Raw genomic sequence first — 12,860 nt, forward strand, 5'->3', positions numbered from 1 at the left:
ATGGACGCGCTGGGTCGCTCCAGACGACGCTCTATCAGGGGCCGCTTGTTTGGATATATCGATTGCCTTGGCCTGTCATGTCACGCGCGCTGTCGCTCGATTTTAAATGAAAACCCCCCACTGATTTGAAAGGCCGACATATTCATGTCGAGGGCACCTTTATTTTCTACCGTTGCGCGTGCTTCGGTTTTCGGCGGGCCGTTCGTTGTGGTGTAACGGATGCCGGTAACCTATGCTTTGTACTTTGCAATTGCTGCTATGGTCTCAGAAATGGCCGTTCGGAACTTCGTTACTGCGGCCATTACTGTCACGAGTAATGAATGGTGGAAAAATCGGCACTAGCGACTATCGATCTGGGGGTCCTGGCGGCGTGACCCTTTGGAGATGAGCCTTTCTAGCTATATGACGACGTCCTCTCGCCCTGATGAATTGATCGCGCGCATCTATGAGGTGGCGGCCGATCCCGGCCGGTTGCTCGAGCTTCGTTCGGTGCTTGAGCGGATGAGCGATGATGAACTGAACAGCCATGGAGATCCTTGGCTGGCGTTTCATTTTGAACGCGCCGAAGCCATTTTGCCGGACGACGTCGAATTTTCCGGGGTTCGGGCAGAATATGCCGCGCCGGGCTCTTTCACATTGGGGCCGTTTCTGGATGTAATCGAGGTCAGCTCGCCGGAAACTCTGCTCAGGGAAGGGGAGCCTTTACCGGACTGGATCTGGCTGCCGCATCGCGACCGGCAGGACAAGGCGTTGCTCAAGGCGGTATTCTCCGGCGCGCATGCCCACGGCATTCTGCAAATGTTCACGCATCCGGAAGCCGTCCGGCCGACGCCGCATTTTGCCCGGCGCGCGGCAGATGCGAGCCACCTGATCGTGCAGGAAATTCCAATCCGTTGGGAGAAGCAGAGCGCGACCGCGTTCGCGCGCGATTTTTCGCTCACCCAGGCGGAACAGGCCCTGTTGCATGAGATCATCGAGCGATCGGATCTGCGACAACTGGCCGCAGAGCGTGGCACGTCGCTCGGCACGGTCCGCAACCAGTTGAAAAGATTGCTGGCAAAGCTCGAAATCGGATCGCAGGGCGAACTGATTGCCCTTTATGGCGGTTACCGTGATGTGTGCAGCCTCTATGCCGTGGCAGAGGAGACTGAGCAGAGCGAAGACGAAGCGCGTTGCGTGCAGATCGACCATTTGCAGGTGCAGGTTCATTTTTATGGACCGAAAAACGGCGCGCCGGTACTGTATTTTCATCCTCTTTTTGGCGGTCCATTCCTTCCGGACTCTATGGTCCGCTGCTGTCACGAAAAGGGCATAAGGCTTATCGTCCCCTGGCGACCCTATTGCGGGCGTGACGCCGACGAGGGCAAAGGCATCGAGATGGTGCGCGGCTTTGTCGAGCGCGCGGCGCAAATATTGGAACAGCTTGCCATCACAGATGCGGCGGTGCTCACCGCTTCCGGAGGCACACCCTTTGCACTGGCCTTTGCCCAGCGCTTTCCTGAACGGTGCACACAGCTGGTGATCGCGGGGCCGACGGTGCCAATCTCAACATCAGCGGAATTGCGCATGCTTGGCCTGGGGCATCGTCTTCCCCTGCAACTGGCCAGATTGCTTCCGGCGGCCATGCGTATGTATGTGCGGGCGGTGCTGGGCAAGCTCGCCAAGGGCCTTGATGGCCCGTATCTAGAGCACTTCTTTGCCGACTCCGCACCGGATCGTGCCTTCATTGCTGTCGCAAAGAACCGTGATTTTTTGAGCAAGTCCATGCGGGCTATATTCGACCAGGGGCCGCGCTGCGGCATGGAGGAATTGATGCTCAATGCCAGCGATTGGTCGGAACTTGCGGTGGGCGTGGACTGTCCGGTCACCATTCTGACCGGTACGCAGGATCGTCTCGCTCCGCCAGAAATGGTGCATTCGTTCGCCACACGTCATGGCTTCACCATTGCACCGCCGCAGCCGGATGCCGGCAGTTTCCTGATCTTTCAGCATCCCGGCGCGGTCATGGAGATGCTAGGCGGCTTTATTACTCGACAACGGAGCAACTAGATCGAGGGACAGCTGACGGACATTGGGTCGAACCTCCGCGATGCGAGACGGGTCAATAGAGGCATCACGGAGGCTCGATAGAGCCGCTTACTGTCGACCGACAGGACCGCGACGATAGGTAAAGGCGAGCGCACTTTGGCCGGTCGCCTCATTATAATGCTGGCAGTAGAAATCCGTCCCCGCCTTGTCGGTATGTAGCTCCGGCATGTTGAAGGTAATCATCTCTCGGCCGCGCGAACCGAGCAGCTTGTCATACGCCGCCGAGCGATCGGCATTGCTGCCGCTGGCAGTCGGCTCATAGCCTGCGCTGTTGCCGGTCATGAGCATCACGTCCTTGCCGGTGTAGTTGTTTTCCCGTGGCCGTGTGTCGCGGGCCAGTTGCTCCTTGCCGTCGAAGGACATGCATTGCAGTTCGTAACTGCCACGTCCGTTATACGCGGTCTTGTCGACCTCTACATACAACACGTCGCCCACACCCAGGCCCGTGAAGGTGCAGCCATCGACCGGCTGGACCGGTTCCCGCTCGATCAGACCGGTGCGGTCTTCGGTGCTCAGGCCGCTGGTAACGGTATATGTTCCGGCCTGCGCGATAAAGGCGTTGCCAAGCTTGAGGTTGGCGCATTTGGTCATCGCGGCATATTTGGCGGGCGCAGAGGGGGCGCGGCCGGCATAGTCTCCGCGTCCGGCGGCGCGAGGGCGCCGCTGCCCGGCATATTGCATGACGCCCGAGCGGTTCGACGAGGATGATCCTAAAGCATCAGGCAATGTGCCGGAAGCGGCGCCATCGGTGACGGTTTCCACGACATTTTCGACCGTTTCCGCCGTATCCTTGATCTCCTTGGCCTTTTTCTTGAGTTCTTTGGCCTTTTTACGCAGCATGTCGAACTGGTCCGTTTCGGCGGCGGCTGCAGCGTTCGCAGGTATGGACGGCATCGCGGTGGCCAGAGCGGCACCGGACGCGGCGATCAGCAGATATTTCATGGTAACGACCCCTTGTTTGAAGTGATCGTGCTTTTGCGCCGCGCCATACTCCTGGTGAATGTCCCAAATGGTACATGCCGGAGTGACTGGGCTTTTTTCAGACCGCGCCCAAGGCGATCAGCGCGCCCCAACCGATCAGGAACGCCAGCGTCACCCAAGTGAGCAGGGCGCCGCCAGCGCGGGGGATGTTGGAGGTGGGCTTGTCCATGCCGATCGGATGCGCAATCCGTGCTGCGACGAATAGCGCGCCGGTGATGACCAGCACGAGATGCGCGCCGCCGGACAGCTCGATCAGGGCCATCAGGATCAGGACGAAAGGGGCGTATTCCACCAGATTGGCATGTGCGCGCATGCGGCCGGCCAGCAATTCCTCGCCTCCGTCACCGATCAAAATGTCGGCCTTGAGGCGGATCCGCACGATGCGGAAGGCAATCCACAGATTGATCAGACCAAGCGCCGCGGCTGTGGCGAGTGTGACGGGAAGCAGGATCATCGTCATATTCTTGTTCCTTCGGTCGCTATATCAGACACGCGCCTTGGCATGCCTATCCGGGCGGCAGCGTGGGCAGAACGCCGCCTATTCCTGCGACGTTGCGACCGGCGTGTCGCTGTGCGGCGCTTCGAAGGTGGACCAGTCGCTCTGTTCGCTCGGTGCGGGCGGCGTTCCGGCCGGGCCGGCCTTGGCACGATCCTGCCGGAGGCGGTGCAGATGAACCTTGGCGATCATGTTCGCGGCGATCGGCGCGGTGATGAACAGAAAGAGTGAGATCAGCAGCTCATGCGCAGACCATTGGCCCTTGTAGAACTGATAATAGAGCACCGATCCCACCAGCAGCGCGCCCAGGCCCAGCGTGGTCGCCTTGGCCGGGCCGTGAAGGCGCTCCATCAGCGTGGGCAGGCGCACCATGCCCCAGCTGCCGATCAGCGCCAGCAGCGATCCCAGCACGATCATCGCGCTCGTGGCGATTTCGGCGATCAGGCCAAGCTCCATCATTCGACGATGTCTCCGCGCAGGATGAATTTGCAATAGGCCACCGTGCCGACGAAGCCGACCATGGCCAGCAAGAGGGCCGCCTCGAAATAGATGTCGTTCGCGTCCGCAATGCCGATCAGCACGATCACGGCGATGGCGTTGATCACCATGGTGTCGAGCGCCACGATACGGTCGGCAACTTCCGGTCCGCGCAGCAGACGCCACAGATTGAGCAGCAGCGCGAGCGTGAGACAGGCAAGCCCGAAGATGACGGTATAGCCGATCATGCGAATATCTTCTGCAAGCGGGCCTCGTAACGCGCCTTGATCTTGGCGATCTCGGCCTCGGGATCGGCCACGTCGAGCGCGTGGACCAACAGGAAACAACCACAGGCCGAGACATCGGCCGACACCGTGCCCGGCGTCAGGCTGATGGTGCCGGCAAAGACGGTGACCGCTTCGGGTGTTTCGAGGTTCATGGGAATGACCAGCCAGGCGGGGTGCAAATCCCTGTTGCGCTTGAACAGGATGATCCACGCCACCTCGAAATTCGCAACGATGATGTCCCACAGCACAAGGACGATATAGCGCAGCCCCTTGCCATAATGCACGTCCGGCCGGCCGGGCCAGAAAGGCGCGGTGAAGATCGGCAGGAGCACGCCCACGATCACGCCCATGAACAGCGCGCCAACGCTCAGGCTGTTGGCCAAGAGCAGCCAGATGGCGACGAGCAGGACCGACAGGCCGGGATGGGGGATCAGGCGGCGCATCTCAACCTTTCTCCAGCACGGCGCGCACGGTGGCGCCACTGTTCATGATCTGCCCTGCGGCATCCTGCATGAAGGCGGTTGCCGGGCCAGCAGCTGCGGAGAGGGCAACCAGCAAGAGCAGGGCGATCACCGGTGCAACCATGTCGGTGCGGGCGACCAGCGGCAGCGATGGTCCATCCCCGGCCGGCTCGCTCTTCCAGAAGATGGCGCTGCCGGTACGGGCAAATCCGATCACGCCGATCAAGGTCGTGGCCAATATGGCCGTCCAGCCCCACGCCCAGCCATCGATATCCGCCACCGATTGCAGGATCATCAGCTTGCCGATGAAGCCCGACAGCGGCGGCAGTCCGGCGGTGGCAATGGTAGCAGCCATGAACAGAAGCGCGGCCAGCTGGCGGTGCGCGAAGACGGGTCCGGGGCTTGCGTGATCGACATGACTGCCGCGCCTGCGCGCCACCACATCGGCCACCAAAAAGAGCGCGGCGCCGGACAAGGTGGAATGCACGAGATAATAGAGCGCCGCCGTGATGCTATCGACCTGCCAGGCGGATACCGCGATCATCAGCGTGCCGGTGGAGCCGATAATGGCATAGGCCGCCTGCTCCGACAGGCTGCGCGCGACGAAGACTCCGGCAAAGCCCACAATGGCCGTCAGGATCGCGATCGGCATCAGATAGGGGGCAGGGGCCCAGGCCGCCGCGCCCGCATCGTCGCCGAAAATCAGCGGCACCACGCGGATCATCGCATAGACGCCTACTTTGGTCATGATGGCGAACAGCGCGGCCACCGCAGGCGTGGTTACGGCATAGGTGCGCGGCAACCAGAGATGCAGCGGCACCAGCGCCGCCTTGATGGCGAACACGGTGGCCAGCAGCAGCGCCGCCACGCGCAGCAGACCCTGATCATCCGGCCCGATCGCTGCGACCTGCAGGCCCATATCGGCCATGTTGAGCGTACCCGTCAGCGCGTAGAGCAGCCCCAGCGCGATGAGGAACAGCGACGATCCGACGATATTGACGATGACATATTGGATGCCCGCCTTCAGCCGCGCCGGACCCTGGCCGTGGAGCATCAGGCCATAGGACGCGATCAGCAGAACTTCGAAAAACACGAACAGATTGAACAGATCGCCCGTCAGAAATGCGCCGTTCAGGCCCAGCATCTGGAACTGGAAAAGCGGATGGAAATGCCAGCCGTCACGGTCCGTGCGGGTGAGCACGGCGTGCAGCATGGCGATCAGCGACAGGCTTGCCGCCAGGGTCAGCATGATGGCCGACAGCCGGTCGACCACCAGCACGATACCGAACGGCGCCGCCCATTCGCCAATGGCATAGGTGCGGATGGTGCCATCCATGCTCAGGACCAGAAGCGTCAGCGCAGCCACCAGCATGGCCGAGCAGGACAGCAGCGATATGCCGACCCCGACGCGCCGCCGACGCCGCATCATCAGCAGCGCCAAGGGCGCGGCGATGGCCGGTATCACCACCGGGGCAATGGCCAGATGCGTAGCGACACTCATCGCGGCTCGTCCGCATCGCTGGTTTCGACATCCGCATTGCGCACGGCGTTTTCGCACGGATCACCGTCTACCTGATCGCTGCCGGATTCCAGAAAGCTGCGCAGGGACAGGATAACGGCAAAGGCCGTCATGCCAAAGGTGATGACGATGGCCGTGAGCACCAGCGCCTGCGGCAAAGGATCGGTATATTCTGCCACGTCCTTGGACCAGATGGGCGCACGATCGACCACCAGCCTGCCGGACGCGAACAGAAACAGATTGACCGCATAGGAGAACAAGGTGAGCCCCAGCACGACCTGAAAGGTCCGCGCACGCAGCGCGAGATAGATACCGCCGGCCACCAGAACGCCAATGGCACTGGCGACGAGAAATTCGAGGGTCATGCGCCATTCTCCGCGCTGCTGGCTCTGGACCGTGCGGCATGGGCGCGCGCGGCGCGCTGCGAAATATGGCTGAGCTGCGCCAATGTCTGCATCACCGCGCCAAAGACCACCGCGAAGACGCCGAGATCGAACAGCAATGCGGTGGCCAGTTCCAGTTCGCCGACGAGAGGGAGCGTGAAATAGCCGAAGGCGCTGGTCAGGAAATTCGCGCCGAACAGCAGTGATCCAAGGCCGGTCGCTATCGCCAGCAGCACGCCGGCGGCGATCAGAAAATGCTCGCCGATCCGGCGCCGCGAATCGGTCCAGTCGAAGCCGGAGGCGAGATATTGCACCATGAACGCAATCGCCACCACGAGCGCGGCAACGAACCCGCCGCCCGGCTCATTATGGCCGCGCAGGAAGATGAAGAGGCCTGCCGCCAGCACCAGCGGCAGAAGAATGCGCGTGGCCATGACGAACATGACAGGGTGGCTTTCCGGCGAATGGGGCATGTCTTCCTGCCAGGTCCGCAAACGCTCGCCCGCCGTGCCGCGCGATGTGGTGTCGAGCAGCGCGTAGATCGCCAGCCCGGCAATGCCCAGAACGATGATTTCCCCCATGGTATCGAAGGCGCGGAAATCGACCAGGATCACATTCACGACATTTTTGCCGCCGCCACCGGAATAGCTGTTGGCCAAATGGAAGCTGGAGATGGTCTGGCCGGGATCGCGCGTCAGCATGGCCCAGGATGCGCCGCCGATGCCGAGCCCGCCCAGGATCGCCAGCATGCCGTCACGCCAGCGCCGCGATGGGCGGGACAGGACCGGCGGTGTTTTGGGCAACAGATTGAGCGCAAGCAGCAAGAGCAGGATCGTCACCACCTCCACGGCGATTTGCGTGAGCGCCAGATCGGGGGCGGACAGATGGATGAAGCCCAGCGTGATGATGAGGCCGATCACGCTGATATAGATGAGCACGCGGAAACGCTGCCGCTCGTTCAGCAGCACGGCGATGGTGGCGGCGATCAGCAGCAGCCACGCAAAGATGGCAACCGGGGATGCCGGCAGGCCTTCCCGCGTACCGGTCAGGCTGCCGCCGCCGATCCACGCCCCTTCGGCCATGACCAGCGCGACCACGGCAAAGGTGGCGAACAGCATGCGTTGCAGCGACGGCCTGTGGACCAGCATGATGGCCTTGCGGACCGCGGCGTCCATCATGCCGAGGCCGCGCTCGAACAGATGCTTGGCATCCAGATGGCGCACGCCTTCATACAGGCGCAGCAGGGTGCCATGCCGCCAGAGCATGAGCACGCCCGCTGCAACGGCGATGATGCTCATCACCAGCGCGGTGTTGACGCCGTGCCACAGGGCCAGCTCAACCTCGGGCACGGCGCGCCCGATGACGGCAGAGGATACGGCAGTCACGAGCGGCGCTGCGATCAACATGGGTGCGAGCCCCAGAAGCACCGCCAGAACTGCCAGAAACGCAGGCGAAATCCACATGCCGGCCGCCGGATCATGCGCCTTGGCCTGTGGTTCGGGATCGCGCGGGCGACCGAAAAACAGCTGCCATGCATAGCGCAGCGAATAGCCGGCAGACAGGGCCGCAGCGACGGTGGCAACCACCGGCACCAGCCAGGGGAGGCCGAAAAGCGAGATTTCCAGCGTTTCGTACAGCATCATTTCTTTCGAAATGAAGCCGCCAAGCGGCGGAATACCGGCCATGGCACCCGCGGCAATGGTGGCGATGAGGGCGGTGACCGGCATGGCCTTGGCCAGCCCGCCCAGCCGGCGGATATCGCGGGTGCCGGTTTCATGGTCCACGATGCCGGCGGTCATGAACAAAGCGGCCTTGAACGCGGCATGGTTCAGGATGTGCAGCACCGCGGCAACCGCCGCCATCTCGATGGAGAAGCCGAGCAGCATCACCAGCAGCCCCAGCTGGCTGATCGTGGAATAGGCCAGAATGCCTTTCAGATCGTGCCGGAACAGCGCGGCCCATGCACCGAACAGCATGGTGAACAGCCCGACGCTGGTGACGATACCGGTGTAGAGTTCGGTCCCCGCAAGCACCGGCCACAGGCGCGCAAGCAGAAACACGCCGGCTTTCACCATGGTGGCGGAATGCAGATAGGCGCTCACCGGCGTGGGCGCGGCCATGGCGTGCGGCAGCCAGAAATGGAACGGGAACTGCGCGGATTTGGTAAAGCAACCGATCAGGATCAGGATCAGGATCACCGGGTAAAGCGGTGACGCGCGGACGATGTCTCCGCTCTGCAGGATCGTCATCAGATCGAACGAGCCGGCGACGATGCCCAGCATCAGCATGCCCGCGATCAGCACCAGTCCGCCGCCGCCGGTGATGGCCAGCGCCATGCGTGCGCCCTGCCGCGCATCGGCGCGATGCCGCCAGAAACCGATGAGCAGGAAGGAGGAGAGGCTGGTCAGCTCCCAGAAGGTGAGCAGCAGGAGGATATTGCCACTGATGACAATGCCCACCATCGCCCCCTGGAACAGCATGAGGCTGGCGAAGAAGCGGCCCGTTGCCTCGCCGTCTGCCAGATAGAAATGCCCGAAAATGACCACCAGCAGGCCGATGCCGAAGATCAACCCGGCGAACATCAGCCCCAGCGGATCGATCATCAGCGAAAAGTCGAGGCCGATCGCCGGCACCCATGGGGCGGATACCGACAGGATGTCGCCGCCGATGACCGGCCCGGCGACGGACAGGATCAAGGCAAGGCCGATCGCGCTGCCAGCAGCGGCGAGGCCGGAATGCACCCATCGCTGCGCGCCACCGAAGGCAGCGATCAGTAGCGCCGCGACGAACGGCAGGACGACAAGCGTGGAGAGGGTTGCAGGGACGGCCATGGGCTGACTGCGATATTCCTTCTTGGCGGTAACCTTTTTGCAGCACGTCGCAGCGCGCTTGCCCATCGTCCTAGACGGAGGGATGCGGCGCAGACAACCGAAACCGTTCATTTGCGGGGCAGGACGGCGCAACTTGTCAGAATATTAGGCAAAATCCTGCACCATTTGGCGGGCTCGTTCATCCAAGAGGGGCAACATCGCGCGGCGGCATGCCACATTGCCGTCAACATACGGCGCTAGCGCGCTCGCAATACAGCCAGCCGCCGCAGCGGCGGCGTTTTCTGATTGGGTCTGCAACGCCATGATTGCTCGGTCTTTTTTCCGTTTCACGCTGTTCGGCGCGCTGGCGGCAACGCTCTACCTCGCGCTCACGCCCGGCCCGGCAGGGGCAATAGTCGAAAGCGGTGCGCTGCGGCACATGATGGCGTTTCTTGTGCTGCCATGGCTTGCCATGGCAGCCTATCCGCAGCTTTCGGCCTGGTTTGTATTGTTTTTGATGTCGGTCTTCGGTGGCCTGATCGAACTGGGACAGCTGGGCATGAATGTCGGCCGGCATGGCTCTTGGTTGGACTGGCTGCTCGATACCGGCACAGCCGCCGCTGCCATCGTGATCGCTCTGGCATGGCGCCGCCTTTCTCGGCGCAAGACGGAGACGCAGGACGATTTTCCGCCAACCTGATCCGCCACGGGCTTTCCGGAGTTTAACGGTGCCGTTCATGGCGCATACGGGAATCATTCGCTAAGGTGATAGCTATGACACAGAAATTACATAATTTTATCCGGCCCACGATCTTTGCCCGGCGGTTCCATATCGCTAAACGCGGCCTCATCGGTCTTGCTGCCGCCAGCATGGCGATGACAAGCGGTCCCGGTGCCGTCGCTGCCACGACGGCGCAGGGCCTACAGGGCACCTGGCTGATGGAAAACCGCAAGGCCGAGGTAAAGGTCTATCCATGTGGCGATGCGCTCTGCGGAAAAGTCAGCCGTATCCTGAAATATCCAAGCGATGGCGCGCGGACTGATATTCACAATGGCAACAAGGCCCTGCGCAATCGCCCGCTGGTCGGCCTGCCGGTGTTGCTGGATTTCACACCGGACAAGGACGCGATGAAGGGGGAGGTGTATGACCCCAAATCCGGCCGGACCTACCGCGCCACCATCACGCAGGACAATCCGAACAAGCTGAACATAAAGGCCTGCCTGCTGATCATCTGCAAGTCCCAGCAGTGGACCCGGATACGCTGACTACGCGGCTGCCGGCAATTGACATGACGGCAGCCATCGCCGGGTAGAAAATGCTCGGCAGATTTGGGGAGTTGGTGTAGCCGTGCCGCATGCGCGGCGCTGCTTTTCCAACCAAGATGGATCGCTATATCGCGCGTCTGCTGGTCAAGCCGCTGACGGTGGTTCTGGTGCTCAGCGCGCTGATCTTGCTGCTCGACAAGCTTCGGCGCCTGCTGGATTTCGTGGTGAATGCCGGCGGATCGCCGCGCGTCGTGTTCAGCATGCTGGCCAATATCGTGCCCACCTATCTCTCGTTCGGCGTGGTCGTGGGCTCGATGCTCAGCATCGTTCTGACGTTCCGCAAACTGGCGACGACGAGCGAGCTCGATGTGCTGCGCGCCTGCGGCGTCAGCTATGCCAGGCTGCTGATCGTGCCGCTGTGTTTTGCCGTGACGCTATGCGCCGTCAATTTTGCCCTGATCGGCTTTGTGCAGCCGCATGCGCGCTATGCCTATAAGGAAATCGCGTTCGATCTGCAGTCTGGCGCGCTCGGCATCTCGATCAAGAAGGGTGAATTCAACCGGATGGGCAAACAGTCCACCTTGTGGATCGGCAATATCGACGGCAACCGGCTGGACAATGTGTTCATCCGCATGGCGGGGCGAAAGCATCCGGTCACCATCAGCGCGGCCGAAGCGCGCATTCTTGCGGCGCCGGATGGCAAGGCGCTGCTGTTCCGGCTGCGCCGCGGTGTGCTGATCGAAGAGCAGCAGGATCTATCCAGTCCGCGGGTCCTGACGTTCGACAGCTATGATCTGCGCGTGGCCATGCCCAGCATCGGTCGGATGCTCGAACGCGGCGGCGATGCCGATGAAATGACGGTCGCGGAACTCGCCCGCATTGCGCAGGGAGATCGGTCCGTCGGCGCGGATCATAGCGTGACGCCAAGGGTGGCCGCGGCCAATCTGCATTTCCGGCTGGTGCAAGTGGCCACCTTGCTGGTTTTGCCCTTTCTGGGGTTGGCCCTGGCGGTTCCCCCCAAGCGCACGACATCGCCGGTCGGGATATTCGTCAGCATCATCGTGCTGGTGCTCTGGTACAAGCTCAACCAGTTCACGCTGGCGCAGGCTGCGGCCGGGGCGATCCCGCCTTTTTGGGGCCAATGGATGCCCTTTGCGCTTTTTGCCGGGGCCAGCGGCTGGTTCTACTACAGCTTTTCCCACGGGATCGGGGGCCGTCCGCTCGGCATGCTGGAAACAGCCTGGAGCAAACTGGTCAGGATCTGGCGGCGCAAGCTCAGGCCGGCCTGAAGGGGCGGTCGTTTCCGTCGCCACCGGGCTTTGCCGCTGCTGTTAGCGCACGGACGGCGATGAGATCGTCCTGCGTGTCGACATCCACCGCCGCCAGGCCGAACGCACTTTCCACCACGGCGGCTTCGACATCGGCGAGCTTCCCCAGATGGGCGACTGCACGGTGCATGGTCAGCTTGCCGCGCAGATAGAAGATCAACGGGCCAAGGCCGAGCCGCCGCACGATGCGCCAGGGCTTTTTCCGGTCCGCTTCCACCATCTGCCAAAGTTCCAGCGCGGCGGCACTGCGCGGACTGTTCAGATAAAACAGGTTGCAGCCGGACCAGGCTCCATCGGCAAACCGCAAATAGGTGCGGCGACTGCCGGGCAATGCTTCCTCGATCCGCTCCCGCCGGGCCAGAAGGGCCGCCACATCTGCCGAGCGCGGCACGTCGGCCACGAAGCGTGTAATCCATTCCGCTTGCAGCAACCCGTGATCCGACGTGGTCACCAGGAGCGGTGCGCCCAGTTGCTCGAAGGCGACCGCCACACTTCTGCTCGGTCCAGCCTGCGCCGCGATGACGGTCAGGCCCAGCGTGACAGCCAGATCTGCGACGGGGCCGGGCTGGGTCGATACGGCAATCCGGTCGAACCCCGCCTGGCGCAAGGCACCGGCAACCCGCGCCAGCATCGGCATGCCGTCGATCTCGATCAGCGCCTTGTGCGATACCCCGGCGGAGACGGCCAGCGGGTCCGAACCCGGGCGCGATCCGGCCAGGATCAGGGCCTGAGGCATGGCAGATATTTCATTCTGTCAGAGTGGG

General features: G+C 62.4%; 14 protein-coding genes. 4 read left to right on the forward strand and 10 right to left on the reverse strand.

Annotation, left to right across the window (positions count from 1 at the left end):
- The first annotated feature begins 384 nt into the window (after positions 1–384).
- The gene (locus tag G410_RS0102690; RefSeq protein ID WP_156851829.1) at positions 385–2,049 is read left to right on the forward strand and encodes a bifunctional helix-turn-helix transcriptional regulator/alpha/beta hydrolase; all 1,665 of its coding nucleotides are present in this window, start codon (positions 385–387) and stop codon (positions 2,047–2,049) included.
- A gap of 87 nt (positions 2,050–2,136) precedes the next feature.
- Here the strand turns inward: G410_RS0102690 and G410_RS0102695 are convergent, their stop codons facing one another.
- From G410_RS0102695 to G410_RS17895, 9 genes are all read right to left on the reverse strand, one after another.
- Positions 2,137–3,030, reverse strand: a complete 894-nt coding sequence (locus G410_RS0102695) for a hypothetical protein (RefSeq protein ID WP_022672123.1) — start codon at positions 3,028–3,030, stop codon at positions 2,137–2,139.
- Between the two features lie 97 nt (positions 3,031–3,127).
- Positions 3,128–3,529: an MAPEG family protein gene (locus tag G410_RS0102700; protein ID WP_022672124.1), complete on the reverse strand. Its 402-nt coding sequence runs from the start codon at positions 3,527–3,529 to the stop codon at positions 3,128–3,130.
- Positions 3,530–3,607: 78 nt separating this feature from the next.
- Positions 3,608–4,024: a Na+/H+ antiporter subunit G gene (locus G410_RS0102705; RefSeq protein ID WP_245559283.1), complete on the reverse strand. Its 417-nt coding sequence runs from the start codon at positions 4,022–4,024 to the stop codon at positions 3,608–3,610.
- Complete coding sequence (locus tag G410_RS0102710) at positions 4,021–4,290, reverse strand: K+/H+ antiporter subunit F (protein ID WP_022672126.1); 270 nt, start codon at positions 4,288–4,290, stop codon at positions 4,021–4,023. Before G410_RS0102710 ends, G410_RS0102705 begins: the two co-directional genes overlap by 4 nt.
- On the reverse strand, positions 4,287–4,772 hold the full coding sequence (locus G410_RS0102715) for a Na+/H+ antiporter subunit E (protein WP_022672127.1): 486 nt from the start codon (positions 4,770–4,772) through the stop codon (positions 4,287–4,289). Before G410_RS0102715 ends, G410_RS0102710 begins: the two co-directional genes overlap by 4 nt.
- A gap of 1 nt (position 4,773) precedes the next feature.
- Positions 4,774–6,291, reverse strand: coding sequence for a monovalent cation/H+ antiporter subunit D (locus G410_RS0102720; RefSeq protein ID WP_022672128.1), 1,518 nt, complete (start codon positions 6,289–6,291; stop codon positions 4,774–4,776).
- Entirely contained in the window at positions 6,288–6,674 is a 387-nt protein-coding gene (locus tag G410_RS15330) for a Na+/H+ antiporter subunit C (protein ID WP_022672129.1), read from the reverse strand. The genes G410_RS0102720 and G410_RS15330 overlap by 4 nt, the downstream gene beginning before the upstream one ends.
- Positions 6,671–9,523 carry a monovalent cation/H+ antiporter subunit A gene (locus G410_RS15335; protein ID WP_051137194.1) on the reverse strand — a complete coding sequence of 951 codons (2,853 nt, stop codon included), beginning with the start codon at positions 9,521–9,523 and terminating at the stop codon, positions 6,671–6,673. The genes G410_RS15330 and G410_RS15335 overlap by 4 nt, the downstream gene beginning before the upstream one ends.
- Before the next feature lie 144 nt (positions 9,524–9,667).
- Entirely contained in the window at positions 9,668–9,826 is a 159-nt protein-coding gene (locus G410_RS17895) for a hypothetical protein (protein WP_022672131.1), read from the reverse strand.
- Between G410_RS17895 and G410_RS15340 the strand changes: the two genes are divergently transcribed.
- The 3 genes from G410_RS15340 (at position 9,825) to G410_RS0102750 (ending at position 12,057) form a co-directional block, all read left to right on the forward strand.
- Complete coding sequence (locus G410_RS15340; protein ID WP_022672132.1) at positions 9,825–10,202, forward strand: VanZ family protein; 378 nt, start codon at positions 9,825–9,827, stop codon at positions 10,200–10,202. The two genes, G410_RS17895 and G410_RS15340, sit on opposite strands and share 2 nt — an antisense overlap.
- 74 nt (positions 10,203–10,276) lie before the next feature.
- A complete protein-coding gene (locus G410_RS0102745) occupies positions 10,277–10,768 on the forward strand; it encodes a DUF2147 domain-containing protein (protein ID WP_022672133.1) in 492 nt (163 codons plus the stop codon).
- An 89-nt stretch (positions 10,769–10,857) separates the two neighbouring features.
- The gene (locus G410_RS0102750) at positions 10,858–12,057 is read left to right on the forward strand and encodes an LptF/LptG family permease (RefSeq protein WP_022672134.1); all 1,200 of its coding nucleotides are present in this window, start codon (positions 10,858–10,860) and stop codon (positions 12,055–12,057) included.
- On the opposite strand, the gene G410_RS15345 is transcribed toward G410_RS0102750, so the two are convergent.
- Positions 12,044–12,832, reverse strand: a complete 789-nt coding sequence (locus tag G410_RS15345) for a nucleotidyltransferase family protein (RefSeq protein WP_022672135.1) — start codon at positions 12,830–12,832, stop codon at positions 12,044–12,046. The genes G410_RS0102750 and G410_RS15345 overlap by 14 nt on opposite strands.
- Positions 12,833–12,860 lie beyond the last annotated feature (28 nt).

Source organism: Novosphingopyxis baekryungensis DSM 16222 (assembly GCF_000420305.1).
In the GTDB taxonomy this organism is placed as follows: Bacteria; Pseudomonadota; Alphaproteobacteria; order Sphingomonadales; family Sphingomonadaceae; genus Novosphingopyxis; species Novosphingopyxis baekryungensis.

Excerpts from the sequence above, each read along its gene's own strand:
- G410_RS0102690 (WP_156851829.1), top strand. The coding sequence starts at position 385 with ATGAGCCTTTCTAGCTATATGACGACGTCCTCTCGCCCTGATGAATTG.
- G410_RS0102695 (WP_022672123.1), bottom strand. The coding sequence starts at position 3,030 with ATGAAATATCTGCTGATCGCCGCGTCCGGTGCCGCTCTGGCCACCGCG.
- G410_RS0102700 (WP_022672124.1), bottom strand. The coding sequence starts at position 3,529 with ATGACGATGATCCTGCTTCCCGTCACACTCGCCACAGCCGCGGCGCTT.
- G410_RS0102705 (WP_245559283.1), bottom strand. The coding sequence starts at position 4,024 with ATGATGGAGCTTGGCCTGATCGCCGAAATCGCCACGAGCGCGATGATC.
- G410_RS0102710 (WP_022672126.1), bottom strand. The coding sequence starts at position 4,290 with ATGATCGGCTATACCGTCATCTTCGGGCTTGCCTGTCTCACGCTCGCG.
- G410_RS0102715 (WP_022672127.1), bottom strand. The coding sequence starts at position 4,772 with ATGCGCCGCCTGATCCCCCATCCCGGCCTGTCGGTCCTGCTCGTCGCC.
- G410_RS0102720 (WP_022672128.1), bottom strand. The coding sequence starts at position 6,291 with ATGAGTGTCGCTACGCATCTGGCCATTGCCCCGGTGGTGATACCGGCC.
- G410_RS15330 (WP_022672129.1), bottom strand. The coding sequence starts at position 6,674 with ATGACCCTCGAATTTCTCGTCGCCAGTGCCATTGGCGTTCTGGTGGCC.
- G410_RS15335 (WP_051137194.1), bottom strand. The coding sequence starts at position 9,523 with ATGGCCGTCCCTGCAACCCTCTCCACGCTTGTCGTCCTGCCGTTCGTC.
- G410_RS15340 (WP_022672132.1), top strand. The coding sequence starts at position 9,825 with ATGATTGCTCGGTCTTTTTTCCGTTTCACGCTGTTCGGCGCGCTGGCG.
- G410_RS17895 (WP_022672131.1), bottom strand. The coding sequence starts at position 9,826 with ATGGCGTTGCAGACCCAATCAGAAAACGCCGCCGCTGCGGCGGCTGGC.
- G410_RS0102745 (WP_022672133.1), top strand. The coding sequence starts at position 10,277 with ATGACACAGAAATTACATAATTTTATCCGGCCCACGATCTTTGCCCGG.
- G410_RS0102750 (WP_022672134.1), top strand. The coding sequence starts at position 10,858 with ATGCGCGGCGCTGCTTTTCCAACCAAGATGGATCGCTATATCGCGCGT.
- G410_RS15345 (WP_022672135.1), bottom strand. The coding sequence starts at position 12,832 with ATGCCTCAGGCCCTGATCCTGGCCGGATCGCGCCCGGGTTCGGACCCG.